Origin of the sequence: Telluria aromaticivorans, from assembly GCF_013003915.1 — a bacterium.
Classification (GTDB): Bacteria; Pseudomonadota; Gammaproteobacteria; order Burkholderiales; family Burkholderiaceae_D; genus Telluria; species Telluria aromaticivorans.
In genome coordinates, this window is sequence record NZ_JABAIV010000001.1 from 721,906 (window position 1) to 746,584 (window position 24,679).

The following is a 24,679-nucleotide window of genomic DNA, read 5'->3' on the forward strand; positions in this document are numbered from 1 at the left end:
CCGCCCACCCTACAACTGCTTGGCAGCCGGACTGGCCTTGGACGGCGCCTCGATTTCCACCTTCGGCTCGACCACCGCCACCGTCCCGTTCGCCGCACCGTTACCCACCACGGCCGGCGCGATGGCCGCCAGCGCATCGGTGGGGAGTTCGGGCTTGCACGGGTCGCGCCGCAGCGGGACCGGTTCGGCGGCAAGCCGTTCGGCCAGGCGGGCGGCGAAGCCGGGCGACAGGGCCGGGGCGTCCGTTTCGGCGCGCAGGGTATCGCCAATCTCGTGATAGAGTCGCCAGGCATCGATGCCGTCGCGCTCGCGCAAGCCTGCGAGCGCTAGTTCGGCGTCGGCGTCGGACAATTCATCGTCCATGAAGGACGAAATCGTTTCGCGTATTTTTTTATTGGTGTCCATCTGGTTGCCTTGCCGCATCGGTATGTTCAAAATTACCCGCCCGTCTACGATCCCGCGACCTACCGGCGTTTGTCAACCGGGAAATCGAGCAAAGGGCGCAATTTCTCGGCAATGACTTCGCGTGCGCGGAAAATCCGGCTACGCACGGTACCTATTGGACACGCCATCACTTCAGAGATTTCCTCGTAACTGAGTCCTTCTATTTCGCGCAATACGATCGCCGTGCGCAGTTCCAGCGGCAATGCTTCCATCGCCGCGTTCACCGTATGGGCGATCTGCTTGCTCGCCAGCATTGACTCTGGCGTATTTATATCACGCAGGCTGTCTGCGTCCTCGAAACCTTCGGCTTTTTCGGCATCGGCCTCGGTGGAGGTCGGCGCCCGCCTGCCCTGGGTGACGAGGAAATTTTTTGCCGTGTTGATCCCGATGCGATACAGCCAGGTGTAGAAGGCTGAATCGCCACGGAAGTGACGCAGGGCGCGATAGGCCTTGATGAAGGTCTCTTGCACCACGTCCTCGGCTTCGGCCGGATCGTGGACAAGGCGCGACACCAGGCGCATCAGGCGGCGCTGGTATTTGGCCACGAGCAGGTCGAACGCTCCCCGGTCGCCAGCCTGGACCCGCTCCACCAACAACTGATCACCCTCGCGTTCTGTCGCCACGGACCACGCCCCATCGGCTGCAGCGGTCCTCTTCCATAAGAGTTGGCCGACTGCAATAAGTTCAAAGTATTTTGTGCTGTATGGATGAGCCAGCAACCTGCCCGGCGATGCCGCCAAGCGCCACCGCCAGCGCGCGGAATGCGCCCGGCGCCACGCTGTCGGGCAGCACCACGACATAGCGGCAGGCACCGTCCGCCGGGTCGTTTGCAGCCCCAAGACGCAGCAGCATCAGCCGCGGCCACAGCGTCGAACCGGGCAGAAGCGTCATTGGCACGCCGCTGTCCGCTTCCATCCCCACATCCTGTTGTACCGCCAGCCGTATCCGGCCGAGTCCAGAAATATCAATCCGGTTCATCACCGGGGCGCGGCACGCCGTATGCAACAGGCATAGCCCGGCGAACAGCAGCGCGGCCGCGACAATGAGCCCGCCAGTGAAGCGCCAGGGCGCCAGCAGGCCCACGGCGACCGCGGCCGCGAACAGGGACGCGCCGAAGCCGGCCAGCACGAGACGCAGGCAGCGCGACGGCGCAACGACGACGGTCATCGCGATCGACATGGCCAAAGAACAATAAGGAGAAACAGGGAAAGTGAGGACGCTGCCGGCCGGAGGCTCGAGCGGGGAAATGCAGGAGTAGCGCAGGACCGAATGGTCCAGGCCGTCAGACGCCCATCCCGATTGGACCGGGATGGGTAGCTTTAGTTCATTTCTTCAAAGTGCCTGACAAAACCCGGAGGGCAAGGGATGCGGCCCCCCGACGCATCGTCGAAGACAGTACGCAAGTACGGCAAGACGATGCAACGCAGCCATCCGGGGAATTGACAGGCACTTAGACTTTTGCAAAGACCAGGGTGCCGTTGGTACCACCAAAGCCGAACGAGTTCTTCACCGCGTAATCGATCTTCATGTCCCGCGCCGTGTTGGCGCAGAAGTCCAGGTCGCACTCCGGATCCTGGTTGAAGATGTTGATGGTCGGCGGCGAGACCTGGTTGTGGATCGCCAGCACGGTGAACACCGATTCCAGCCCGCCGGCGCCGCCCAGCAGGTGGCCGGTCATCGACTTGGTGGAGTTCACGACCAGGCTCTTGGCATGGTCGCCGAAGACGCGCTTGATGCCGCGCACTTCCGCTGCGTCGCCCAGCGGCGTCGAGGTGCCGTGTGCATTGACGTAGTGGACTTCGCTGGCGTTCAGGTCGGCGTTGCTCAGGGCCGAGACCATGCAGCGGGCCGCGCCACTGCCATCCTCGACCGGCGAGGTGATGTGGTTGGCGTCCGCGCTCATGCCGAAGCCGATGACTTCCGCATAGATCCTGGCGCCGCGTGCAACCGCGTGTTCGTACTCTTCGAGCACCATCACGCCGGCGCCCTCGCCCAGCACGAAGCCGTCGCGGTCCTTGTCCCACGGACGCGAGGCGGTAGCCGGGTCGTCGTTGCGGGTGGACAGCGCGCGCGCCGAGGCGAAGCCGCCCAGGCCCAGCGGCGACACGGTCGATTCGGCGCCGCCGGCGATCATCACGTCTGCATCGCCGTACTCGATCAGGCGCGCCGACGCGCCGATGCAATGCAGGCCGGTGGTGCAGGCGGTGACGATGGCCAGGTTCGGGCCGCGCAGGCCGAACTTGATCGAGAGATCGCCCGAGATCATGTTGATGATCGAGGCGGGCACGAAGAACGGCGAAATGCGGCGCGGGCCCTTGGCCGTATATTCTTCTTTCGTGGCTTCGATCATCGGCAGGCCGCCGATACCCGAACCGATGTTCACACCGATACGGTCGCGGTTTTCGTCGGTCACTTCCAGGCCCGAATCCTGCAGGGCCTGGATGCCCGCTGCCATGCCGTAATGGATAAAGCTATCCATGTGGCGGCCTTCCTTGCCTGGCAGGTAGTCCTCGACGACGAAGTTCTTCACCTCGCCGGCGAATCGGGTCGTGAATTGCGACGCATCGAACTTGGTGATGTTGGCAATGCCCGACTTGCCAGCCAGCGCCGCATCCCATGCCTCGGCAATCGTGTTGCCGATTGGTGAAATGCAGCCCAGGCCGGTGACGACGACACGGCGGTTGCGTGAACGGCTCAAGCGATTCTCCCAGAAACTTTTAAAGCGCGATCTGATCTACTACTTAGGCCTTGACGTGCGCGGTAGCGTAGTCGATGGCTTGCTTGACGGTGGTGATTTTCTCAGCCTGTTCGTCAGGGATTTCCATTTCGAACTCGTCTTCCAGTGCCATCACCAGTTCCACGGTGTCCAGCGAGTCAGCGCCGAGGTCGTCAACGAACGAGGATTCGATTTTGATGTCTGCTTCTGCAACACCCAGCTGCTCAGCGACAATTTTTTTAACGCGTTGTTCGATATCCGACATGTTATGGCTCCATTAGGTATGTGTTGCGGAAAGTGCGCGCATTTTATCAGGTTTGCGCGGTGAAAAACTACTTTCGGCGATTCCTGCTAAGTCCGCCGAAATTACAGCTAAAAGATGTGAATACGCCGGTTCCACCGCAAAGCGCGGTGACACCGCATATTTGCACATTAATTCATATACATGCCGCCATTCACGTGCAACTCGGTGCCGGTGATGTAGGCGGCCTGCGGGCCGGAAAGGAAAGCCACCGCATACGCGATGTCTTCCGGCTGGCCCAGGCGGCCCAGCGGGATCTGGGTCAGCAGCGCTTCGTGCTGGCCTTCGCCCAGTGCCTTGGTCATGTCGGTGTCGATGAAGCCCGGCGCCACGCAGTTGACGGTGATGTTGCGGCTGCCGATCTCGCGCGCCAGGGCGCGGGTCATGCCGGCCACGCCGGCCTTGGCGGCGGCGTAGTTCATCTGGCCCGGATTGCCCGAGGCGCCCACCACCGAAGTGATGTTGATGATGCGGCCCTGCCTGGCCTTCATCATCGCGCGCAGCACCAGGCGCGACAGGCGGCCCACGGCGGTCAGGTTGGTGGAAATGACGCTGTCCCACTCGTCGTCCTTCATGCGCATGGCCAGGTTGTCCTGCGTGATGCCGGCGTTGTTCACCAGGATCCCCAGGGACCCGTAGCCTTTTTGCACTTCGTCGACGACGGCGGCGCAGTTGGCGGCGTCGGTGACGTTGAGCACGAGGCCCTTGCCGCCGAATTCAGCCAGGTAGTCGGTGATGGCCTGGGCGCCGGCTTCGCTGGTGGCGGTGCCGACGACTTTCGCGCCCTGGCGCGCCAGTTCCAGTGCAATGGCTTTGCCGATACCGCGCGAGGCGCCGGTCACGAGGGCAACTTGGTTCTGCAGGTTCATGCTTTTCCTCTTGTAGTAATCTAGTTCGGGCGTGGGCTCAGGGCGCCTGCAGCGAGGCCAGCACGCGCTCGAGTGCAGCCTGGTCGACCAAAGCTTCGCCCACCAGCGCCGGGTCGATGCGCTTGGCCATGCCAACCAGGGTCTTGCTCGGGGCGCATTCGATGACCTGGGTGATGCCGCTTGCGGCCATCTTCTGCATGGTCTCGACCCAGCGCACCGGGCCGGCAGCCTGGCGCACCAGGGCGTCCTTGATCGCGGCCGGATCGTGCAGGATCGCCACGTCGACGTTGTTGATCAGATCGATCTGCGGTACCGAGAAAACGATGTTTTCCATGTAGTCGCGCAGGCGGTCGGATGCGGGCTTGAGCAGCGACGAGTGGAACGGCGCCGACACCGACAGCTTCATGGCGCGCTTTGCTCCTCGCGCCTTGGCGATTTCGCAGGCACGGTCGATCGCGCCGGCATGGCCGGCGATGACGATCTGGGTCGGTTCGTTGAAATTGACGGCTTCCACTACTTCACCCTGGGCTGCCTCGGCGCAGACCGCGCGCACGTCGTCGGCCCCCAGTCCCAGCACGACGGCCATGCCGCCCTGCCCGACCGGCACCGCGTCCTGCATCGATTGCGCGCGGAAGCGCACCAGCGGCACCGCGTCCTTGAACTGGATGACGCCCGCGGCGACCAGGGCCGAGTATTCGCCCAGGCTGTGGCCGGCAACCATCGATGGCGCCGGGCCGCCGGCGGCGATCCAGGCGCGGTGCACGGCGACTGCTGCGGTCAGCATGACCGGCTGGGTATTGGTGGTGAGGTCGAGGTCTTCTTTCGGGCCTTCGGCGATCAGGCGTCCAAGGTCGAAGCCGAGGGCGTCGGAGGCCTCTTGTACAGTCTGCTCGACGACAGGGTTGCCGGCGAAGCCGTTCAGCATGCCGACGGCCTGGGCGCCCTGGCCGGTAAACAGGAATGCGAAATTGGTCATTATTGTTCTCTCTTCGGATAGGTCTCGGGTTACCGTAGGGTGGTCGGCTCCGCCGACCGCGCGTTCAACTTACGGATGCGATCTGATAACGCATGCACTGTTTGAACGCGCGGGCGGGAGGACCCGCCCACCCTACGTATCGCCGCAACGCATGCGCCGCGGCGCAAAACGACTACATGCGGACGAGCACCGCGCCCCAGGTAAAGCCGCCGCCGACGCCTTCCATCAGGACATTGTCGCCCTTCTTGACCCGGCCATCGCGCACGGCTGCATCGAGCGCCAGCGGAATCGAGGCTGCCGAGGTGTTGCCGTGCTGGTCGACGGTGACGACCATCTTCTCCATCGGCAGGTCGAGCTTCTTGGCGGTGCCCTTCATGATGCGCAGGTTGGCCTGGTGCGGGATCAGCCAGTCGATGTCGGACGGCTGCATCTGGGCGTGGGCCAGCGCTTCTTTCGCGACTTCTTCCAGCACGGTGACGGCCAGCTTGAACACGGCCGGGCCGTCCATGTACAGGAAGCCGCTGCCGGCGATCGCGCCGCCGGCCAGGCTGCCCGGGATCGACAGGATGTTGGCGTGGCTGCCGTCGGCGTGCAGCTTGGTGGCCAGGATGCCGGGTTCGTTCGAGGCTTCCAGCACGACTGCGCCGGCGCCGTCGCCGAATAGCACGCAGGTGGTGCGGTCGGTGAAGTCGAGGATGCGCGAGAACACTTCGGAACCGATCACCAGCACGCTCTTGTACATGCCGGAGCGGATGAAGGCGTCGGCAGTCGCGACCGCATAGACGAAGCCGCTGCACACGGCCTGCACATCAAAAGCGGCGCTGTTGTTGGCCATGCCCAGCTTCTGCTGCACGATGCAGGCCGTGCTCGGGAAGCTGCCGTGGTAGTCGGGGGTGGAACTGGCGACGATCACCAGTTCGATGTCGCCTGGCTGCTTGCCGGCCATTTCCAGCGCCTTGAGCGCGGCATGCACGGCCAGGTCGGACGAGTTCTCCTCAATGGCGGCGTAGTGGCGGCAAGAAATGCCACTGCGCGACACGATCCATTCGTCGGACGTCTCGACCCCCTTTGCGGCCAACTGGGTTGCCAGCTGATCGTTGGTAACGCGATTGGCCGGCAGGTAGCTGCCGGTGCCGGTGATCTTGCTATACAGAGTCATTGCTCCACCATCCTGCTGGGTTGGTTACGCCTGGCGCTCTTCGCCTGGCGAGGTCGGCATCAGTTCGGCGATCAGCGCCGACAGCTGCTCCAATACATCGTATTTTGCCGCATCGTAGGCACGCTGGAGCGCCCATTCGAAGGCATAGGCGTTGGCCCCGCCATGGCTCTTGAAGACCAGGCCCTTCAGGCCCAGCAGGCCGGCTCCGTTATAGCGTTCCGGGTTCAGCTTCTTGAGCGATTTACGGGCCAGCAAGGCGCCGGCCATCGAGAAGATGCTCTCCTTGAACACCGACTTGACGAAGCGCGACAGGCCTTCGACGGCCTTGAGCGTGACGTTGCCGACGAAACCGTCGCAGACGACCACGTCGACCGTGCCCTTGAAGATGTCATTGCCTTCCACGTTGCCATGGAAATTGAGCTGGCCGCGTTCATGGTCGGCACGCAGCAGTTCGCCGGTGGCCTTGACCAGGTCGTTGCCCTTGATGTCTTCGGTGCCGACGTTCAGCAGGCCGATGGTCGGGCGCGGGATGTGTTCCATGGCCGAGCACAGCACCGAGCCCATGATGGCGAACTGGTGCAGGTGGTGCGGTTCGCAGTCGACGTTCGCGCCCAGGTCGAGCATATAGGTCGGGCCGTTCTTCTGGTTCGGCATGATCGAGCAGATCGCCGGACGGTCGACGCCCGCCATGGTCTTGAGCACATAGCGCGAAATGGCCATGAGCGCGCCGGTATTGCCGGCCGAGACGCTGGCGTTGGCTCTGCCGTCTTTCACCAGCTCGACCGCGACGCGCATCGAGGAATCTTTTTTCTTGCGCAGCGCGATCTCGAGCGGGTCGTCCATTTCGACGACTTCGGTCGCGTTCTTGAGCGTCAGGCGCGGATGCGACTCGGCGCGGTGTTTCTTTAACTCTGCGCGCAGGGTCGCGTCGAGGCCCACCAGGATCAGGTGGACGTCATCGTGTTTCTTTAAAAACGAGAGGGCTGCAGGGATCGTCACTGAGGGGCCGTGATCGCCGCCCATGCAGTCAATGGAAATTGTGATGGTCATTTGCTGGGATTTGCCGGCTCACGCAAAGCGGGCGGCAGTGGGGATCGGGGCAAGGCTTGTGGCCAGCCGCTGTCCGCGCAATTCAGGGTGACGTGCGGGCTGGTTGCAGCCGCAGTAAACTGGAATGCGAAAGAAAAAGCGGCGCCACGCAGAAAACATACGTTGCACCGCCTTCATGGTACTAAAGGACAAGACGTCGATTACTCGTCGTTCTTGGTCTTCAGGACTTTGCGACCACGGTAGAAGCCGTTCGGGCTGATGTGGTGACGCAGGTGGGTTTCGCCGGTGGTCGGCTCGACTGCCAGGTTTGGTGCGGTCAGGAAATCGTGCGAACGGTGCATGCCGCGCTTCGACGGGGACTTCTTATTCTGCTGAACTGCCATGATGACTCCTAATACATAAGTTCTAAAATTTTAACACAACCGATGCGCAAATACATGCAGATCGAGTATCCCATCGGCAATTTTCCAGTCTTTCGACCTTGGCTTGCCTACATGTTTGCTGCTACTTCAACTGCCCAATGCCATACTCGATGACTGCACGCGTTTGACACGTCCTGCTTCATGCTGCAGCTACACAGCACTACTTGTTCCTGCTACTGATTCGGACCTGCTTATTCTGGTTTGAGGGTCTTCAAGCCGGCGAACGGCGAGACCTTGTCGGTCTTCAGGGCGTCCAGGAGCTTGGTGTCCGGACATACCTCATGTTTCGGTGCCTGCGGCAGGGCCAGCAGGGCTTCGTCTTCCAGCAACTGGCGGATGTCGCAGTCATGGCTGCCGACAATCACGTCGATGCTCTCGTCATCGAGGACTTCCTCGATGCTGTCGGCTTCTTCATCGTCCTTGCCGAGCACCAGCATGGTGGACGAATCGAGCTCGTATTCCATCGGGCCCAGGCAACGCTGGCAGACCAGCTTCACGGGACCGGCGACCTCGAGGGTCAGCGACGGATAACCCTGCTTGGTCTGGCCACCCTGCATCGTCCAGCGGATCTCGCCGGAATTGTCGGCGCAGTCGGCTGCCAGGCGGGTCATTTGGGCCACTGGCGTCACGCCATCGCGGCGCCCTTCGTTCCGGCAAAACTCGAAGGCGTCTATGACAAAAGCGCTCATTTGGAAAACTTCCCCGGAAAACCTGCGATAATAACAGGCTTATCCCCGCAGAGTCAAAGACTTGCGTCGTTTTTGCCCGCTGCGTGTTGCGTGCGCATTGGCGCGGGCTTGCAGGCTTTGTCATTCGCCGGCATTTATAAGATTTGCTTGCCGGGAATGCAGATTTATCTGCCTTGCTTATAGTTCTTCGTTTTCGACAGCCCCACATGATACCAAGTTCCGCGCCACCGCGCCTTATTCTTGCGTCCAGCTCTGCCTACCGGCGCGAACTGCTGGCGCGCCTGCAGCTGCCCTTCGAGGCGATCTCTCCCGATATCGACGAAACCCCGCAGGCCGGCGAGGCGCCGCAGGATACCGCACTGCGCCTGGCGCGCGAGAAGGCCGCGTTCGTCGCGGCGCGCTTCCCGGGCGCACTGGTAATCGGCTCGGACCAGGTGGCGACCCTCGACGGCCTCCAGATCGGCAAGCCGGGCAACCATGCCCGCGCCCTCGAACAATTGCAGCTGATGCGCGGCCGGCGCGTGGTCTTCCATACGGCGCTCTGCCTGTGGGACAGCCGCGCGCTAGAGCCGGCAGCGGCGGCGCAAATCGAAAACGTCCAGGTCTTCGTCGATTTCCGCGACCTGCCCGACGCCGAACTCGACGCCTACCTGCGCATCGAGCAGCCCTATGACTGCGCCGGCAGCGCCAAGAACGAAGGACTGGGCATCGCCCTGCTCGCGCGCATCGAATCAACCGACCCGACCGCCCTTACCGGCCTGCCGCTGATCGCCTTGAGCAGCATGCTGCGCCGCGCCGGCGTGCCCATGTTTGGCCTGTAACCCCTAACTTTTCCTGAACGATGCCCGGCACCCTCTACCTGATCCCGAATACCCTTGGCCCCCTCGACGCCGCCCCCGGCGCCCTCTCCGCCCTGCTGCCGACCCAGGTCCAGGCGCTGACCGCGAAGCTCGATTACTTTGTCGCCGAAAACGCCAAGACCGCCCGTGCGTTCTTGAAATTGATTGCCGTCGACCATCCGCTGGCCAAACCCCTGCAGGAAATCGAGATCGCCGAACTGAACGTGAACACGCCAGCGGCGGCGCTCGCGCAACTGCTCGCGCCCCTGCTGGCGGGACGCGATGCAGGGCTGGTGTCGGAGGCCGGCGTGCCGGCGGTGGCCGACCCGGGTGCCGACCTCGTGCGTTTGGCGCACCAGCACGGCATCGCGGTGCGGCCGCTGGTCGGGCCGTCTTCGCTGCTGCTGGCGGTAATGGCGAGCGGGCTGAATGGCCAAAGTTTCGCCTTCAACGGCTACCTGCCGACCGATGCGGCGCTGAGGACCAAGCGCATCCGCGAGCTGGACACCCGCTCGCGCGCAGAGAAACAGACGCAATTGCTGATCGAGACGCCATATCGGAATGGGCAGATGCTGGAAGCGCTGGTGGCAGCGTGCCAGCCAGGCACGCTCGTGTGCGTGGCGACCGACCTGACTTTGGCAAGCGAGTCGGTGCAGACGATGACGGCGGCGAAGTGGAAGTCGGCGCTGGCGGCCGGGAAGGCGCCGGATTTTCACAAGAAGCCGACGGTGTTTTTGTTTTTGGGGCAGTAATGTAGAGGTGGGCGGTAGGCAGTTGAACTGCCATTCGCTCCGTTTTACCCTGCGGCTGTAAAACCGTCATCCCGGCGAAGGCCGGGATCCAAGTCCGTCGCGTATCGCCTGCGCTCGACGCGAAAGGCAATTCACCAAAATCAGGTTCCGGCCTTCGCCGGAACGACGAGCTAGCTATGGGTTCACCGAAGCAAGCTGCTCGCACGCATCGACGCCAAGGCGCCCTTCAATGCACCTCGTGCGTCAACTCCCGCACCCAGTCAAACGCCGCCAGCTCGATCTCGCGGATCTGCGCCACCGTCAAGTCCAGCTTGCGCAGCGCGCTGGTGAGCTTGCAGCTGCCATCCGCCGCTTCCAGCAGTTCCGCCACCCGCAGCATGGTGCCGAACTGCCCTTCGCGGTCCAGCAGCGCCCCGCGCACGTCGTCCGCCACCTCGACATTGTCGAGGATGTCGGACATCGGGATCGAAAACAGCGCATCGGCCAGCGACATGATGCCGACCGTGAAGGCGCGGTCGGCGCTGGCGGCATCGTTCGGGCGCACGACCAGCGTCATCAGCTCGAGCAGCTTGCCGCGCGTGGTGGCCAATTGCAGCAGCGGCGAAGCCAGTTCGACCCCGCCCGCGGTCGTGTAGAGCAGGATCTGCAGCCAGCGCTGCAGCTGGCGCCGGCCGAGCTGGCTCAGCGCTTGCGACAGCGATTCGATCTGCGGCCCCGGCGCCGCGCGGCTGTTGACCAGGCGCAGCAGGTTCAGGCTGATCAAGGCGTCGCGCTTGACCGCCGTTTCGATCGCCTGGCTGTCTGCATCCGAGCTGACCAGTTCCAGCAGGTGCAGGATGGCCATCTCCGACGGCGTGATCTTCTTGCCCGACAAAATCACCGGACGGGCAAAATAATAGCCCTGGAAGTATTCGAAGCCCAGGTCCATACACAGCTTGAATTCGTCGAGCGTCTCGACCTTTTCGGCCAGCAGCTTCTTGCCGGTGCGCTGCAGCGAGGCCACCAGGCCCGCGAGCTCGTTGGAATGGACGCCCTTGACGTCCACCTTGATCACATCCACCAGTTCGACCAGACGGTCGAGCTCGGGAGAATGCTCGACCACGTCGTCGACCGCGAACTTGAAACCAAGTTCCTTCAGCTCGGCGATCCGCGCCAGCAACTGCCGGGTCGGCTTGACGGTTTCGAGGATTTCGAGGATAACTTTATGGGGAGGCAGGAAACGGACGAAGTCGCTCATCAGGACGACCTCGTCGACGTTGACGAAGGCTAGTTGTTCGCCGACGACCTGCTCCATGCCGAGTTGCGAGGCGTGCGAAATCACAGCCGCCGTCGCCGCAGCATTATCGGTCAGCTTCGCATCGTCGTCCTCGCCTGCCGCGCGGAATAGCAACTCGAATGCCACGAGGTGCTGGTCACGGCCGAGGATGGGCTGACGCGCGAGAAAAAAATCGTTGGACGGCACGGATGCCACTGCCCTTGCTTCGGCATGCATCTAAAACTCCTGGGAAACGTTTGCGGCGCACATCAGTGCGCCAGGCCGGCGGGGGAAGGCCAGCTTGGAAACTATACTACAAAAACGCTAACCTTAGCATTTTTGCATCGAATCGCGTGTCAGCTTAATTGCTACCCTTGCCGCTTTTACTACCGGAACGTGGTCCGCCGGTACCGGCGCCGCCGGGGCGTGCGCCATCCTTGCGTGGGCTGCTGGTACGCAGGCCGGTGCTGCCGGCCGGCGCCACCGGGCGCTTGCTGGTAGCGCCGGCAGTTCCCTGCCCCTGCGGCCTGGACTGGGCGCCGCCATCCGGATGCCAGACGCGGCGCGCGCCGGTCTTGGCAGCCGCTGGAGCGCTGCCGCCCGGCTGGACGCCACGCGGATCTTCCTCGCCCTCGCGCACCATGCTCTGGCCCGGCAGGCGCAGGCTGCCCTTGCCCGACAGCGGGCTGGCGCGGCGGGCGTTCCCCACCGGCACACGCGGGCCGTCGGCGGCCATGCGGGCCGCCGCACCCGTCACCTGGGTGCCGGTTTCGATGGTGAAGCGGGCGCCGGCGTCCTTGCCCAGCACCTGCACCAGCCAAGGCAGGGTTTCGCGCAGCATCGGCTCCAGCGTGTACGGCGGATTCAGGATGAACATGCCGCTGCTGGCCAGGCCGAAGCCGTCCGGGCCGGGGGTCGACACCGTGAGCGTCACGTTCAGCCATTCCTTGGCCGGCAGGCGTTTCAGGCGGTCGGCGAACTGGCGCGACTCCATGCGCTGCAGCACCGGATACCAGACCGCATAGATCCCGGCAGGGAAGCGGCCGAGGGCTTCGTCCAGCGCCTCGCGCACTTTCTTGTAGTCGTCCTTGATCTCATAGGGCGGGTCGACCAGCACCAGCGCGCGACGCGACGGCGGCGGCAGCAGTTTCTTCAGGCTCTGGAAACCATCGCCATGCTCGATCAGGACGCGGCGGCCGCGGGCCCGTTCGCCCTGCTCGGCCTTGTGTTCTTCGACTTTGCGGAAATTCTGGGCCAGGATCCGGCAGTCGGACGGGTGCAGCTCGAACAGGCGCAGGCGGTCTTCCGCGCGCGACAGCTGGTCGGCCACATAAGGCGAACCCGGGTAATAGCGCATCTTGCCGCTCGGGTTCATGCCCTTGACCAGCGCCAGGTAAGGCGCCAGCGCCGCAGGGATATTGGTGGCATTCCACAGCGGGCCGATGCCGGTGTTGTATTCCGAATTCTTGCTCGCCTGCGCACCGTCGAGCGCGTACACGCCCGCACCCGAATGGGTGTCGATATAAGTGTAAGGCACGTCCTTCTGGTTCATGTACAGGTGAAGCTGGACCTGGACAAAGTGTTTGAGGACATCGGCGTGGTTACCCGCGTGATAGGCGTGGCGGTAGCTCAACATAAGCTGGAATTCCTGAGAAAAGAGACGGGCCGCAGGACATCAAGAGCGTCTGGCGAACCCCAGGACAAGGCGCATCGTCGAAGACAGTACGCTAGTACGGCGAGACGAATGCAACGCAGTCATGGGGTTTGTCAGGCGCTTTTGGCGGCGTAATTGTCGCCATTATCCACTACATCGGCTGTTCGTAGGGTGGGCGGGTCCTCCCGCCCGCGCGTTCAACGCACCGGCGCGTACCACGGAGCAGGCCAGGATACCGGGTTTGAACGCGCGGGCGGACAAGCTGCCCACCCTACGAAAAAAACCGCAGGCCCTTTCAGGCTCTGCGGTTTCACTCAGACAAAGCGCTCTTCTAAGCGACTTTCTTTTCGTCGAAAAACTGCTCATCCTCGGTCGAACCGTGCAGCGCGGTGGTCGAGCTCTGGTTTTGCTGGATGGTCTGGGTCACGGCGTCGAAATAGCCGGTACCGACTTCGCGCTGGTGTTTCACCGCCGTGAAGCCCTTGTCGGCGGCGGCAAACTCGTTTTCCTGCAGCTCGACGAAGGCCGACATGCCGCGCCTAGCATAGCCGTGCGCCAGGTTGAACATGCTGTAGTTCAGTGCATGGAAGCCGGCCAGGGTGATGAACTGGAACTTGTAGCCCATGGCGCCCAGCTCTTTCTGGAACCTGGCGATGGTCGCATCGTCCAGGTTCTTCTTCCAGTTGAACGAAGGCGAGCAGTTATAGGCCAGCATCTTGCCCGGGAACCTGGCGTGGATCGCATCGGCGAAGCGCTTGGCGAACTCCAGGTCGGGCTTGCCGGTCTCGCACCACACCAGGTCGGCGAACGGCGCATAGGCCAGGCCGCGCGAAATCGCCTGCTCGACGCCCGGCTTGACGCGGTAGAAGCCTTCGACGGTGCGCTCGCCGGTGCAGAACGGCTGGTCGTTGGGATCGACGTCCGAGGTCAAGAGGTCGGCTGCTTCCGCATCGGTGCGGGCGATGACCAGGGTCGGGGTGCCCATCACGTCGGCGGCCAGGCGCGCGGCGTTGAGCTTTTCGACGGCTTCGCGGCTTGGGACCAGCACCTTGCCGCCCATGTGGCCGCATTTCTTGACCGAGGCCAGCTGGTCTTCGAAGTGCACGCCCGCTGCGCCCGCGTCGATCATCGATTTCATCAGCTCGTAGGCGTTCAGCACGCCGCCGAAGCCGGCTTCGGCATCGGCCACGATCGGGGCGAAGTAATCGATGTCGTCCTTGCCTTCGGACCACTGGATCTGGTCGGCGCGCTGGAAGGTATTGTTAATGCGGCGCACCACCAGCGGCACCGAATTGGCCGGGTACAGCGACTGGTCCGGATACATTTCGCCCGCCACGTTGGCATCGCCCGCAACCTGCCAGCCCGACAGGTAGATGGCTTTCAGGCCGGCCTTCACCTGCTGCATGGCCTGGTTGCCGGTCAGCGCGCCGAGGGCGTTCACATACGGCTCGTTATTGACGAGGTCCCACAGCTTTTCAGCACCGCGCTTGGCGAGGGTGTGCTCGATCCGGACCGAGCCGCGCAGGCGCACGACGTCGGCCGCCGTGTAGTTGCGCGTGACATCTTTCCAGCGCGGGTTGGTGTCCCATTCTTGCTGGAGTTCGGTGACCTGCTGTTCACGAGTTGCCATGGTGTTTCTCCTGATTGAGTAGAACTGATGTGCAAGTGGAATCCGTCGGATAAATCATAGCCCGGTTTGTGCGGAGCACAACAACTCTTATATAAGACATAGGAATTTTATTTTATTCCGTCTTTTCAATGAGTTGCTATCGAAATTTCATGATGCGGCATAAAATTTCTCACGGTGGGAACCCAGTCTGGTTGCCCGGTGCTGCAAGTTTCGCAATGCGATTAGAGCGTTTCGTATCGTGAAATCATCCGGACTCCATTGTACGGTCGCGCTAACTCAGCCATTCGTTGGACGCCTGACAGAGCGGTCAATACAAACGGCCTAGCCTGTTGCGCAGGTGGCAACAGGCCAGTCCGGGCCGTTCGCCGACGCGAAGGCCCGGTTTTTCAAACGCATCGAGAAGATTGAATTGAAGACCTTCGCATCGAAAACCTTACTATGCAATGCAACAGTTGCCCTTGCGCTAGCCGCCGGAACGGCGACATCGGCGCAGGCCGGCACCCTCACCTTCCACCACTGAAGGAACTGGGCAGCTTCGCCGATTTGACTCTGGTGTCGGCCACGGGCGTGGCCGGCGACTGGACGCTGTCGTCGAACAAACTGATGCCAACGGTTGTGCCGGCGGCGGGCATGTGGACGCAGCCTGTGCTATTCGGGACCGCGCCTTGCGCTGTCGGACGACATGGTCTTCCAGTTCAGCTTCGCGGGTGGGACGGCGGCGATGGATGCACCGCACCCGAAGGTGAATTTCGTCGGCGAGGGGAGCGCAAGGTCGGCGGCCTGCTGTCGCGGACACTCGCATCAAGCGCGATCTCGCCGGTGCCGGAGCCGCAGACCCATGCACTGGCGCTGGGCGGGCTGGGGGTGATGGGAGCGATGGCGCGGCGCAGGAACAAGCAAGCCGCATAAGCAGCCTCGATAAAAAAAGGCGCATGCCCTCGCGGGTATGCGCCTTTTTGCTGGCCGGTGCCGGCCACGCGGCCTTATTTGGCCAAGTCGACGCCTTCCCCGAACACCAGCTGCCCACCCCGCACCCGGACCGGGATCGTATCCTTCGGCCCGAACTTGCCGGACAGGATGGCTTTCGACAGCGGATTCTCGATCTGCTGCTGGATCGCGCGCTTGAGCGGGCGGGCGCCGTAGATCGGGTCGTAGCCGGCTTCCGCGATCTTCTGCAGCGATTCTTCGTCGAGGTCGAGCGTCATCTCCATCTTGGCCAGCCGCTCTTCCAGGTGCTTCAGCTGGATGCGGGCGATAGCGCCGATGTTCTTCTCGTCGAGCGCATGGAAGACCACGATCTCGTCGATCCGGTTGATGAACTCGGGCCGGAAATGCACGCGCACCTCGGCCATCACGGCCAGCTTCACCACTTCCGGTTCGTCGGTATCCATCGACTGGATCTTGTGCGAACCCAGGTTCGAGGTCATCACGATCACCGTGTTCTTGAAGTCCACGGTGCGGCCCTGGCCGTCGGTCATGCGGCCGTCGTCCAGCGCCTGCAGCAGTACGTTGAACACGTCCGGGTGCGCCTTCTCGATCTCGTCGAGCAGGATCACGCTGTACGGCTTGCGGCGCACGGCTTCGGTAAGATAACCGCCCTCCTCGTAGCCGACATACCCCGGCGGCGCGCCGATCAGGCGGGCGACCGAATGCTTCTCCATGAATTCGCTCATGTCGATGCGGATCATCGACTCCTCGGTGTCGAACAGGAAGGAAGCCAGCGCCTTGCACAACTCGGTCTTGCCAACGCCGGTCGGCCCCAGGAACATGAAGGAGCCATACGGGCGGTTCGGGTCGGACAGGCCGGCACGCGAGCGCCGGATCGCATCCGAGACCGCCTCGATCGCCTCGTCCTGGCCGACCACGCGTTCGTGCAGCTTCTCCTCGATGTGCAGCAGCTTGTCGCGCTCGCCCTGCATCATGCGCGAGACCGGGATGCCGGTGGCGCGCGAAACCACTTCGGCGATCTCCTCGGCGCCGACCTGGGTGCGCAGCAGCTTCGGCCGGCCCGCGCCAGGGTTGGCCGCGTCTCCATCCGTGCTGCTCGCAACTTCCTCGGCCTTCTTCAGCTGCGCCTCGAGGTCCGGCAGGCGGCCGTACTGCAGCTCAGAGACCTGCTGCCAGTTGGACTGGCGCTTGGCTTCCTCCATCTGGAAGCGCAGGCGCTCGATCTCTTCCTTGATATGGGTGGTGCCCTGCACCGCCGCCTTTTCGGCCTTGAGGATCTCCTCGTAGTCGTTGTACTCGCGCTCGAGGCGCACGATCTCCTCGCCGATCAGCTCCATGCGGCGCTGCGATGCTTCGTCGGTCTCGCGGCGCACGGCTTCGCGCTCGATTTTCAGCTGGATCAGGCGGCGTTCCAGCTTGTCCATCACTTCCGGCTTGGAGTCGATCTCGATCTTGATCTTCGAGGCTGCCTCGTCGATCAGGTCGATCGCCTTGTCCGGCAGGAAGCGGTCGCTGATATAGCGGTGCGAGAGTTCGGCCGCGGCGATGATGGCCGGGTCGGTGATCTCGACCTTGTGGTGTAGTTCGTATTTTTCCTGCAGGCCGCGCAGGATGGCGATGGTCGCCTCCACACTCGGCTCGTCCACGATGATCTTCTGGAAGCGGCGCTCCAGCGCGGCGTCCTTTTCCACGTACTTGCGGTATTCGTCGAGCGTGGTCGCGCCAACGCAATGCAGCTCGCCGCGCGCCAGCGCGGGTTTGAGCATGTTACCGGCGTCCATCGCGCCTTCGGCCTTGCCGGCGCCGACCATCGTGTGGATCTCGTCGATGAAGACGATGGTCTGGCCTTCGTCATGCGCCAGTTCCTTCAGCACGGACTTCAGGCGCTCCTCGAATTCGCCGCGGTACTTGGCGCCCGCCAGCAGCGCCGCCATGTCGAGCGAGAGAACGCGCTTGCCCTTGAGCGAATCGGGCACCTCGCCGTTGACGATACGCTGGGCCAGGCCTTCGACGATCGCGGTCTTGCCCACGCCCGGCTCGCCAATCAGCACCGGGTTGTTCTTGGTGCGGCGCTGCAGCACCTGGATTGCACGGCGAATCTCGTCGTCGCGGCCGATCACCGGATCGAGCTTGCCCATGCGGGCGCGCTCGGTCAGGTCGAGGGTGTATTTTTTCAGCGCTTCGCGCTGGCCTTCGGCATCCTGCGAGTTCACGGTGTCGCCGCCGCGCACCGCCTGGATCGCCGACTCGAGCGCCTTGCGCGTCAATCCATGCTCGCGCGCCAGGCGGCCGGCATCGGCCTTGTCGTCGGTGAGCGCCAGCAGGATCATCTCGGACGACAGGAACTGGTCGCCGCGCTTCTGCGATTCGCGGTCGGCCAGGTTGATCAGCGCGACCAGCTCGCGCCCGACCTGCACGTCGCCTCCCGTCCCCGACACCTTCGGCAGCCGTTCGAGCGCGGACTTCAGGGCGTTCTGCAAGCCGCCGACATTGACGCCGGCGCGCTGCAGCAGCGAGCGGGCGCCGCCGTCGTCCTGGTTCAGCAGGGCGACCAGCAGGTGGACCGGATCGATATATTGGTTATCGTTGCCGACCGCCAGGCTCTGGGCATCCGCCAGCGCTTCCTGGAGCTTGGTCGTCAATTTGTCTTGCCGCATGATATTGCTCCCTAGTGGTTTTATTAACTGAGGAGCAAAGTTGGGATGGCTGCACGCTTTTCAAGATGCGCAGGGTGCAGCCCGGGTACGACGAGGGCTCAGGAGGGGTCGGGTTTCATCGTTTCAGGGATCGCGGCCAGGTCGCGCACGTTCTTCTGGACCGCTACCACTGCGAACAAACTGAGCAGGTAGGACATGGCATAAAAACCCTTTTCGCTGGGAGCCAGGGTGGCATTCCACAGGCCCACGGACAGCAGCAGCACGGACGAGATCAGGGAAACCCAGCACAGGCCGGCATACAGCTTGGTCACGGCGATCCCTTCGCTGCGGTCGCGCACTGTCTTCTGCAGCGAAATGGCCGCGAACAGGCCGTACAGCAGCAGCGTGAGGTAGTAGCCCTTTTCGTTGAGCTGCATGGTCGCATTCCAGAGGCCGGCCAGGTAAGTGCAGGCGCCGATCAGGAGCGCACTCCAGGAAGCGCCGACGAAGGCGCCGGTTGGTCGTTGAGCAGTAGTCATGGCTGGCTCCAAATAATTGTCCAGTCACAACTCTGCCATGCCCTTCAAGACTGACGTTGACGCGGAGCAGCCCCTCAGGCGCGCAAGGCACGCCAGGTCGCAAAGCCTGCGACGCAGAACAAGATCGACCCCAGCAGGTGCAGCACGGTATGCGCCAGCGCCCAGCCATACTCGCCGCGCTGGAGCAGCACCACCGATTCGCCCGAGAAGGTGGAGAAGGTAGTCAGCCCACCGAGGAAGCCGGTAATCGCGAACAGCCGCCACTCGGGCGACAAGTGCGGATGGGCCGTGAAGAAGCCGAGCGCCAGCCCGACCAGATAGCCGCCGACCAGGTTGGCCGCCAGCGTGCCGGCCTGGACGAACGCGTGCAGGCTGCCGAGCCAGATGCCCAGTCCCCAGCGCAGCCAGGCGCCGATCGCCGCACCAAGACCTACTGCCAGCCAGCTCAACGGTCGACCCACTTCGCCTTGGCCGAATCGTCGCTGCTGCGGGCATCGACCCAGCGCGCGCCTTCCGGAATTTGCTCCTTCTTCCAGAACGGGGCGTCGGTCTTGAGGTAATCCATGATGAATTCGCAGGCCGCGAACGCTTCGCCGCGGTGCGCCGAGGCGCAGGCGACCAGCACGATCTGGTCCAGCGGCGCCAGCGGACCGACGCGGTGGATGACCAGCACCCCGAACAACGCCCAGCGCGCGCGCGCCTGGGCCACGATGTCTTCCAGCGCGCGCTCCGTCATGCCGGGATAGTGTTCGAGTTCCATCCTTGATACCGAGGCGCCGTCGTTCAGGTCGCGTACGGTGCCGACGAAACTCACCACCGCCCCGACCCGCCCGTCACCTTCGCGCAGGCGCGCGACCTCGCGCGACAGGTCGAAATCCGCTTGCTGTACCCGGATGTCGGTGACCGGCAAAGCCTGCGCCCCTGTCATCGGCCATCCTTCGCATGGCGCATGAGCAGGTGCTCGATGCGGGTTTCGGTGCGGGCATCGGCCAGCGCCGGCAGTGCCAGCAAGGCGCGCAGTTCCGCTGCCTGGCCGCCTTCCGCCTGGCCGCCCTTCTGGCCAGCGGCTCTTCCAGTCTTGCTGCCCGACTTGAGCGAGCTTTGCAGCACCTCGACCTGCAGTTTGAGGCGCTCGCGCGCGAACTCGGCGCCGCTGTCGATGCCGGCGCCGATCTCGAGCCGCAACAGCTCGTGCTGCAGGCGCTCGCGGTTGGATTCCAGCAGGCGCGTGTAGCCCGCGCGGTCGCCCTCAAGCGCGCTGAGCGCCCCATCGAAGCGGGTGCGCAGGATGGTTTCATAGCCGCCCTCGAGCGGCAGCAGCGCATCCCAGCGCCCGCGCCAGTCGGATGGGTTGGTTTGGGCATCCGGATTGACCAGCGCGGCTTCGAGCGCCTGGATCAGGCGCAGCTTGTCGCGCACGGCGCCGGCCAGCGCCAGCCCGGCGGCGCGGCGCGCCACGTCGGCATGGTGCTGCACCGCCGCCACGGCCGCGTGGTAGCGCTTGTCGATGCGCGCTTCGTGGGCGCGCGGCACCGGGCCGATCGCCTGCCACTCGGCGGCGGCCTCGCGCAGCAGCTTGCCGGCGCTGGCCGGAGTGACATCGGGCGCGGCCGCTTCGAGGCGGGCGCACAGCGCTTCCTTGGCTGCTTCGTGGGTGCGTCTCTCATTATCGGCAGCATGTGCGTGTTCCTTGCGGCCGGCGAACAGGGCATCGCAGGCGGCGCGGAAGCGTTGCCACAGCGCCTGTTCGGCCTTGCGCTCGAGCGGCAACGCGCGCGCGTGTTCCTGCCAGCGGTGTTGCAGGTCGCGCAACTGGTCGACGGCGTGGCGGTTGTGCGGGTCGAGCCCGAGCGCTTCTTCAATCAATTGTTCCCGCACTTCCATCTCGCCCTTGCGCTGCTGCTCGAGGGGGCGCTGGAGGGTGTTGAGGGCGCTTGAAAACAGGCCGTCGAGCCGTTTCTTTTCCTTGCGGTCGACCGGGCCGAGGTGGCTCCATGCGGTGCGCAGGCGTTGCACCGTGCCGGACACATGCTTCCAGTCGGCTTCGCCGGATTCGAGCCGGGCGATCTCGCCCTGGGCTTCGTCCACCAGCGCCTGGCCGCGCGCGGCATTCGCGTGGCGCTCGTCGGCGAGGTGGCGGAAATGGGCCGCGGCCGGAGCGTAAGCGGTGGTGCAGGCGCTGTCGAAGCGTTCCCACAGCGAGCGCGGCGCGGGGCCGGACAGGCTGTCGAGCGCCTTCCAGCGTTCGCGCATGCTGCCGACTTTCTTGGCCAGCTCGCTCATGGCGAGGTTCTGGGTCGCCAGGGTTTCCACCGCCTTGATCAGTTCTTCGCGCGACACGTTGCCACCCCAGCGTGCCCAGTCCGACAGGCGCTTGAGATCGGCACGAACGTGGGCCAGGCGGTCGGCCTGCGCCGGGCTCAAGCGCATGCCCTTGTCCTTGCTGTCCTTGAGCGACTTGTCGAGTTCGGCGGCGGAACCGAGGGAACCTTGCTGCAGCGCCGCTTCCATGGCGTCGAGGCGGCCGAGGAAGTCCTGGTCGGCTCCCTTGCTCTGGGACTTTTGCTGGCCTGGGCTTGCAGGCTCCCCTGTTACCGCTGCCGCTTCGGCTGCGGATGCGGCCGGGCCCGGCGCGCCCTTAGGCTTGCGCACTTCCTGCGGCAGGCTGGCCAGCAGTTCGTCGAAGCGGCGCTGCAGCTCGGCAGCCTGCGGACCGGCCGGCAAGGCCGGCAGGCGCTGCCACTCCTTGCGCAGCGTATCCGCCTTCAGTCCGGTTGCCGGTTGCGCTTGCCACTGCGCCAGCGCAGCTTCGCGCGCGGCAAGGGCGGCCTGGTCCTGCTCCAGCGTGGCCAGGCTGGCGCCCAGGCGGGCGTGTTCGGTGGCGAAATCGGCCACCAGGGAACGGGGCAGCGCGCTGTGCCCGGGAGCGACGAGCGCCTCGGCCTGCTCGCACGCCAGCGCCTCCAGGCGTTCGCCGAAGGCCGCGGCATCGAGCCCGCTCGACTCCAGCCGGCGCAGTGCGGCGAGGCGGTCGATCATGGCGCGCTGCAACTGCACCTGCTCTTCCAGGCGCTTGCCCAGTCCGGCACGGACGGTATCGAATTCCGCATTCAGTTCGGGGGCGACGATGATCGCCCATTTGCGATCGAGCTCGGCAACATGGTTCGGGGTCAGCAACTCGTCGCCCAGCAGCGTACGCGCCTGCGCCAGCGCTTCCTGCCCGCGCCGCAGTTCCGACTCGTGGTGGCGGATGGCGTCGAGGCGCAGCTGCATCATCTTGGCGACGCGCCGGTCGAGGTTGCGCATTGCGGCGTGCACGCGTTCGAGCTGCGGCCGGCTGTGGACCAGCTCGGCCGCGCTCAGGCGCAGTTCGGAAAATTCGGAAGACAGGATGAAGGCGACGGCGGCTTCTTCGTCGCCGTCCAGGTGCTTGAGCTGTTCGGCCTGCTGCTCGCGCGGCGTCGGCGCAGCGGCGGTCCCTCCCGGCGGGGTGGACCGGCCGGACTGGCCGGGCTGGGCCGGCTTACCGCCCGGTTCCCCGGCGGAAGTGCCGGGCGCCGGGTTGTCGCCACCTTGCCGTTTGAACAGGAATTCGAACATGATGAAATCGCACTTCCAAAACCCCCATCATAGCAAAGAACCAAGGCGGCGCCCGTCCGCAGCAGCTCAATGCGTGACGTACAGCGATGCTGCGGCCGAGGCGCTTTGCCTCATGGCATTCCGGGCGGCGGCGCTGCCCGGCAGCGGCGCGGGCGGATAGCTGCGGTTCTCGTGCTGCCAGGCGTCATCGGCCAGCATCTTGTTGGCAATTGCAAACCACGATTCGCTCGGAATATGGGCGCGGGCCACCGGGAACAGCTCGCGCTCTTCGCGGTCGAGGCGTTCAAGCAGCAGCGTGCAGCAGCGCTCAAGGGCGGCGCCGAACGACTTGTCCTGCACGGCAGCCGCCGCATGGGCGTCGGCCCTGGCCTCGATGGCCGCCATGGTCAGCGCGTCGAGCTCGGCAAGCAGCACTGGGGCAAGGCCGGCGCGGCGCAGGGCCGGCACCACGAACTTGTCGAGCTTGCGCCAGTAGCAATTATCGAAGGCCACGCGCAAGGCGTCGCGGGCCAGCTCGAACTGGCGCGGCGTGGGCGCGGCGTACTGCGAGGCGGCGGGGTGCCAGCGTTCCAGCAGCGATTGCAGGGCCATGCGTGCGCTTGCCTGCTCGATCGACAAGGCCACCAGCGTATAGGTTGACGTTAACATCCAGGTCTCCTCTCAGAATGCCGCCGCCAGCACGTGGTCCTCTTCGGGGCCGCATTGCGTTCGCTGGGGAAGCTTTGTTTGTGGCAGGCGCGCAGTATTTTTTGTTATCGCTGGCCTGTGGGATCTCGTAGTGTAGAGAGATGTCCCACACCGGGTTTGAGATGGCGCAAACCCGGACCGGTGGACTTTGGAGACTTTTTAGTAGTCGCGATGTCCAAATACGATCGGCCTCAAGCGACGTTTCGGACCGCCTGCAGCGATGCCAGGGCGGCCCCCAGCCGTACACCGAACTCTGCCGGCAAGGCATGGGTAATCCGCACTTCCGGACAGCCGTGCCAACGGGCACAAGCTTGTATCGCGGCCGCAAGGTCGTCCACCAACCGGTCGCTGGTGCGCACGCCCGGCTCGAGCACGATGCTGCGCAACTCGAACTCGCCGGCCTTGCGGTGCGCCTTGGCATCGACCCGGCCGACCAGGGCGCCGCGGCGCAGGATGGGCAGCGTGAAATAACCGTAGGTGCGCTTGTGCGCCGGCGTATAGCATTCCAGGCGGTAATCGAACCCGAACAGTTCGAGCGCGCGGCGGCGGTCCCAGACGATCGGATCGAAGGGCGACAGCAGGGTCGTCAGGCTCGGCGCCAGCTTGCCCGCGGCTGCCTGCTGCGCCAGCCCCGCGTGGTCGGGGTGGATATAGACCGGCTCGTCCCAGCCGGCAACGCGGGCGCGCAGCAGTAGCCCTTCGTCGGCCAGCGCCGCCGGGTCGGGATGCGGGCGCCGGGTCCGGTGGTAATCGGGAATCCACGATGCCTTCGCCACGCCGAGCGCGCGCACCGCCTGCAACACGAAGCTGCGGCGGACCTCGCCCAGGACCGGCATGCGGCTGTCGTGCCATTCCGGGTGCACGCGCTCGGCCAGGTCGTAGATGCGCTGGAAGTTGTGGCGCCGCGCAATCATCAGCTGGCCGGCCGTGAACAGCACTTCCAGGCTGCGCTTTTCCGGCTTCCACTCCCACCAGCCGGCGCCCTTGCCCTCGCTGCGCTCGAAATCCGACGAGCGCACCGGGCCATTGGCGCGCACGTGCTCCAGCAGCGTCGCGACCTGGTCCGCGCGTTCACGCATCCAGGTGGCCGAATACTTCCAGCCCATTGCTTCCGGGTCGAGCATGCGGTGGCGGTACAGGCCATAGTCCTCGATCGGCAGGAAGCAGGCCTCGTGCGCCCAGTACTCGAACAGGCTGCCTTCGGCCAGCAGTTCGTCCAGCCAGGCCGGCTGGTAGTCGCCCAGCCGGCTCCACAGCACCAGGTAGGGGCTGCGTGCGACGACGCTGATGGTATCGATCTGCAACATGCCCATGCGCCGGATCGCAGCCAGCACGTCGGCCTTGGCGGCGCGCCGGCGGCGCGGGGCCAGCATGTCCTGGGCAGCAAGGTGCAGGGCGCGGGCGGCGCCGGGTGACAGCGAGATCGGGTTCATTTGACTATTCTCATAACAGATCAATACTACTGTAAAAATACACAGTATTCCTTGGGCCGGGTGACGAGTCTGCGATATAG

General features: G+C 64.3%; 24 protein-coding genes. 3 read left to right on the plus strand and 21 right to left on the minus strand.

Features of this window, described 5'->3' with window-relative positions:
- Positions 1–9: 9 nt before the first annotated feature.
- The 11 genes from HGB41_RS03285 to HGB41_RS03335 form a co-directional block, all read right to left on the minus strand.
- Complete coding sequence (locus HGB41_RS03285; RefSeq protein ID WP_171081025.1) at positions 10–405, minus strand: sigma-E factor negative regulatory protein; 396 nt, start codon at positions 403–405, stop codon at positions 10–12.
- Positions 406–464: 59 nt separating this feature from the next.
- On the minus strand, positions 465–1,067 hold the full coding sequence (rpoE, locus tag HGB41_RS03290; RefSeq protein ID WP_171081027.1) for an RNA polymerase sigma factor RpoE: 603 nt from the start codon (positions 1,065–1,067) through the stop codon (positions 465–467).
- A 61-nt stretch (positions 1,068–1,128) separates the two neighbouring features.
- A complete protein-coding gene (locus HGB41_RS03295; protein ID WP_171081029.1) occupies positions 1,129–1,623 on the minus strand; it encodes a hypothetical protein in 495 nt (164 codons plus the stop codon).
- Positions 1,624–1,894: 271 nt separating this feature from the next.
- A complete protein-coding gene (fabF, locus tag HGB41_RS03300; protein WP_171081031.1) occupies positions 1,895–3,142 on the minus strand; it encodes a beta-ketoacyl-ACP synthase II in 1,248 nt (415 codons plus the stop codon).
- A 43-nt stretch (positions 3,143–3,185) separates the two neighbouring features.
- Complete coding sequence (acpP, locus tag HGB41_RS03305; RefSeq protein ID WP_020653257.1) at positions 3,186–3,425, minus strand: acyl carrier protein; 240 nt, start codon at positions 3,423–3,425, stop codon at positions 3,186–3,188.
- Positions 3,426–3,592: 167 nt separating this feature from the next.
- Positions 3,593–4,330 carry a 3-oxoacyl-ACP reductase FabG gene (gene fabG, locus HGB41_RS03310; protein WP_171081033.1) on the minus strand — a complete coding sequence of 246 codons (738 nt, stop codon included), beginning with the start codon at positions 4,328–4,330 and terminating at the stop codon, positions 3,593–3,595.
- Between the two features lie 37 nt (positions 4,331–4,367).
- The gene (fabD, locus tag HGB41_RS03315; protein ID WP_171081036.1) at positions 4,368–5,306 is read right to left on the minus strand and encodes an ACP S-malonyltransferase; all 939 of its coding nucleotides are present in this window, start codon (positions 5,304–5,306) and stop codon (positions 4,368–4,370) included.
- 172 nt (positions 5,307–5,478) lie between these two features.
- Positions 5,479–6,465, minus strand: coding sequence for a beta-ketoacyl-ACP synthase III (locus HGB41_RS03320; RefSeq protein ID WP_308788908.1), 987 nt, complete (start codon positions 6,463–6,465; stop codon positions 5,479–5,481).
- A 24-nt stretch (positions 6,466–6,489) separates the two neighbouring features.
- Complete coding sequence (plsX, locus tag HGB41_RS03325) at positions 6,490–7,515, minus strand: phosphate acyltransferase PlsX (RefSeq protein WP_171081038.1); 1,026 nt, start codon at positions 7,513–7,515, stop codon at positions 6,490–6,492.
- A 200-nt stretch (positions 7,516–7,715) separates the two neighbouring features.
- Complete coding sequence (gene rpmF, locus HGB41_RS03330) at positions 7,716–7,898, minus strand: 50S ribosomal protein L32 (RefSeq protein WP_005666806.1); 183 nt, start codon at positions 7,896–7,898, stop codon at positions 7,716–7,718.
- Between the two features lie 230 nt (positions 7,899–8,128).
- Positions 8,129–8,626 (minus strand): YceD family protein, encoded by a 498-nt coding sequence (locus HGB41_RS03335; RefSeq protein ID WP_171081040.1) that lies wholly within the window; start codon positions 8,624–8,626, stop codon positions 8,129–8,131.
- A gap of 206 nt (positions 8,627–8,832) precedes the next feature.
- On the opposite strand from HGB41_RS03335, the gene HGB41_RS03340 reads away from it, so the two are divergent.
- A complete protein-coding gene (locus HGB41_RS03340) occupies positions 8,833–9,447 on the plus strand; it encodes a Maf-like protein (RefSeq protein ID WP_171081042.1) in 615 nt (204 codons plus the stop codon).
- A gap of 20 nt (positions 9,448–9,467) precedes the next feature.
- Entirely contained in the window at positions 9,468–10,217 is a 750-nt protein-coding gene (locus HGB41_RS03345; RefSeq protein ID WP_171081044.1) for an SAM-dependent methyltransferase, read from the plus strand.
- 226 nt (positions 10,218–10,443) lie between these two features.
- Here HGB41_RS03345 and HGB41_RS03350 read toward each other — a convergent pair whose 3' ends face one another.
- The 3 genes from HGB41_RS03350 to aceA all read right to left on the minus strand — a co-directional run bounded on the left by HGB41_RS03350 (position 10,444) and on the right by aceA (position 14,756).
- On the minus strand, positions 10,444–11,709 hold the full coding sequence (locus HGB41_RS03350; RefSeq protein WP_171081046.1) for an EAL and HDOD domain-containing protein: 1,266 nt from the start codon (positions 11,707–11,709) through the stop codon (positions 10,444–10,446).
- 124 nt (positions 11,710–11,833) lie between these two features.
- On the minus strand, positions 11,834–13,108 hold the full coding sequence (locus HGB41_RS03355) for a 23S rRNA (adenine(2030)-N(6))-methyltransferase RlmJ (RefSeq protein WP_171081048.1): 1,275 nt from the start codon (positions 13,106–13,108) through the stop codon (positions 11,834–11,836).
- A 349-nt stretch (positions 13,109–13,457) separates the two neighbouring features.
- A complete protein-coding gene (gene aceA, locus HGB41_RS03360) occupies positions 13,458–14,756 on the minus strand; it encodes an isocitrate lyase (protein ID WP_171081050.1) in 1,299 nt (432 codons plus the stop codon).
- 630 nt (positions 14,757–15,386) lie between these two features.
- Between aceA and HGB41_RS23365 the strand changes: the two genes are divergently transcribed.
- Entirely contained in the window at positions 15,387–15,665 is a 279-nt protein-coding gene (locus tag HGB41_RS23365; protein ID WP_229422782.1) for a PEP-CTERM sorting domain-containing protein, read from the plus strand.
- Positions 15,666–15,739: 74 nt separating this feature from the next.
- Here the strand turns inward: HGB41_RS23365 and clpB are convergent, their stop codons facing one another.
- The 7 genes from clpB to HGB41_RS03400 form a co-directional block, all read right to left on the minus strand.
- A complete protein-coding gene (gene clpB / locus HGB41_RS03370; RefSeq protein ID WP_171081054.1) occupies positions 15,740–18,361 on the minus strand; it encodes an ATP-dependent chaperone ClpB in 2,622 nt (873 codons plus the stop codon).
- Positions 18,362–18,459: 98 nt separating this feature from the next.
- The gene (yiaA, locus tag HGB41_RS03375) at positions 18,460–18,879 is read right to left on the minus strand and encodes an inner membrane protein YiaA (RefSeq protein ID WP_171081056.1); all 420 of its coding nucleotides are present in this window, start codon (positions 18,877–18,879) and stop codon (positions 18,460–18,462) included.
- Between the two features lie 74 nt (positions 18,880–18,953).
- Positions 18,954–19,328 carry a fluoride efflux transporter CrcB gene (crcB, locus tag HGB41_RS03380; RefSeq protein WP_171081058.1) on the minus strand — a complete coding sequence of 125 codons (375 nt, stop codon included), beginning with the start codon at positions 19,326–19,328 and terminating at the stop codon, positions 18,954–18,956.
- A complete protein-coding gene (gene moaE / locus HGB41_RS03385; protein ID WP_171081060.1) occupies positions 19,325–19,807 on the minus strand; it encodes a molybdopterin synthase catalytic subunit MoaE in 483 nt (160 codons plus the stop codon). The genes crcB and moaE overlap by 4 nt, the downstream gene beginning before the upstream one ends.
- Positions 19,804–22,479: a DUF349 domain-containing protein gene (locus HGB41_RS03390; protein WP_171081061.1), complete on the minus strand. Its 2,676-nt coding sequence runs from the start codon at positions 22,477–22,479 to the stop codon at positions 19,804–19,806. The genes moaE and HGB41_RS03390 overlap by 4 nt, the downstream gene beginning before the upstream one ends.
- A 66-nt stretch (positions 22,480–22,545) precedes the next feature.
- Positions 22,546–23,127, minus strand: coding sequence for a hypothetical protein (locus HGB41_RS03395; protein ID WP_171081063.1), 582 nt, complete (start codon positions 23,125–23,127; stop codon positions 22,546–22,548).
- A 230-nt stretch (positions 23,128–23,357) separates the two neighbouring features.
- Entirely contained in the window at positions 23,358–24,599 is a 1,242-nt protein-coding gene (locus HGB41_RS03400; RefSeq protein WP_171081064.1) for a winged helix-turn-helix domain-containing protein, read from the minus strand.
- Between the last annotated feature and the right edge of the window lie 80 nt (positions 24,600–24,679).

What these genes read in the sequence shown, in the direction of transcription:
- HGB41_RS03285 (WP_171081025.1), bottom strand. Translation starts at nt 405, where the DNA reads ATGGACACCAATAAAAAAATACGCGAAACGATTTCGTCCTTCATGGAC.
- HGB41_RS03295 (WP_171081029.1), bottom strand. Translation starts at nt 1,623, where the DNA reads ATGTCGATCGCGATGACCGTCGTCGTTGCGCCGTCGCGCTGCCTGCGT.
- acpP (WP_020653257.1), bottom strand. Translation starts at nt 3,425, where the DNA reads ATGTCGGATATCGAACAACGCGTTAAAAAAATTGTCGCTGAGCAGCTG.
- fabG (WP_171081033.1), bottom strand. Translation starts at nt 4,330, where the DNA reads ATGAACCTGCAGAACCAAGTTGCCCTCGTGACCGGCGCCTCGCGCGGT.
- fabD (WP_171081036.1), bottom strand. Translation starts at nt 5,306, where the DNA reads ATGACCAATTTCGCATTCCTGTTTACCGGCCAGGGCGCCCAGGCCGTC.
- HGB41_RS03320 (WP_308788908.1), bottom strand. Translation starts at nt 6,465, where the DNA reads ATGACTCTGTATAGCAAGATCACCGGCACCGGCAGCTACCTGCCGGCC.
- plsX (WP_171081038.1), bottom strand. Translation starts at nt 7,515, where the DNA reads ATGACCATCACAATTTCCATTGACTGCATGGGCGGCGATCACGGCCCC.
- rpmF (WP_005666806.1), bottom strand. Translation starts at nt 7,898, where the DNA reads ATGGCAGTTCAGCAGAATAAGAAGTCCCCGTCGAAGCGCGGCATGCAC.
- HGB41_RS03335 (WP_171081040.1), bottom strand. Translation starts at nt 8,626, where the DNA reads ATGAGCGCTTTTGTCATAGACGCCTTCGAGTTTTGCCGGAACGAAGGG.
- HGB41_RS03340 (WP_171081042.1), top strand. Translation starts at nt 8,833, where the DNA reads ATGATACCAAGTTCCGCGCCACCGCGCCTTATTCTTGCGTCCAGCTCT.
- HGB41_RS03345 (WP_171081044.1), top strand. Translation starts at nt 9,468, where the DNA reads ATGCCCGGCACCCTCTACCTGATCCCGAATACCCTTGGCCCCCTCGAC.
- HGB41_RS03350 (WP_171081046.1), bottom strand. Translation starts at nt 11,709, where the DNA reads ATGCATGCCGAAGCAAGGGCAGTGGCATCCGTGCCGTCCAACGATTTT.
- HGB41_RS03355 (WP_171081048.1), bottom strand. Translation starts at nt 13,108, where the DNA reads ATGTTGAGCTACCGCCACGCCTATCACGCGGGTAACCACGCCGATGTC.
- aceA (WP_171081050.1), bottom strand. Translation starts at nt 14,756, where the DNA reads ATGGCAACTCGTGAACAGCAGGTCACCGAACTCCAGCAAGAATGGGAC.
- HGB41_RS23365 (WP_229422782.1), top strand. Translation starts at nt 15,387, where the DNA reads ATGTGGACGCAGCCTGTGCTATTCGGGACCGCGCCTTGCGCTGTCGGA.
- clpB (WP_171081054.1), bottom strand. Translation starts at nt 18,361, where the DNA reads ATGCGGCAAGACAAATTGACGACCAAGCTCCAGGAAGCGCTGGCGGAT.
- yiaA (WP_171081056.1), bottom strand. Translation starts at nt 18,879, where the DNA reads ATGACTACTGCTCAACGACCAACCGGCGCCTTCGTCGGCGCTTCCTGG.
- moaE (WP_171081060.1), bottom strand. Translation starts at nt 19,807, where the DNA reads ATGACAGGGGCGCAGGCTTTGCCGGTCACCGACATCCGGGTACAGCAA.
- HGB41_RS03390 (WP_171081061.1), bottom strand. Translation starts at nt 22,479, where the DNA reads ATGTTCGAATTCCTGTTCAAACGGCAAGGTGGCGACAACCCGGCGCCC.
- HGB41_RS03395 (WP_171081063.1), bottom strand. Translation starts at nt 23,127, where the DNA reads ATGTTAACGTCAACCTATACGCTGGTGGCCTTGTCGATCGAGCAGGCA.
- HGB41_RS03400 (WP_171081064.1), bottom strand. Translation starts at nt 24,599, where the DNA reads ATGAACCCGATCTCGCTGTCACCCGGCGCCGCCCGCGCCCTGCACCTT.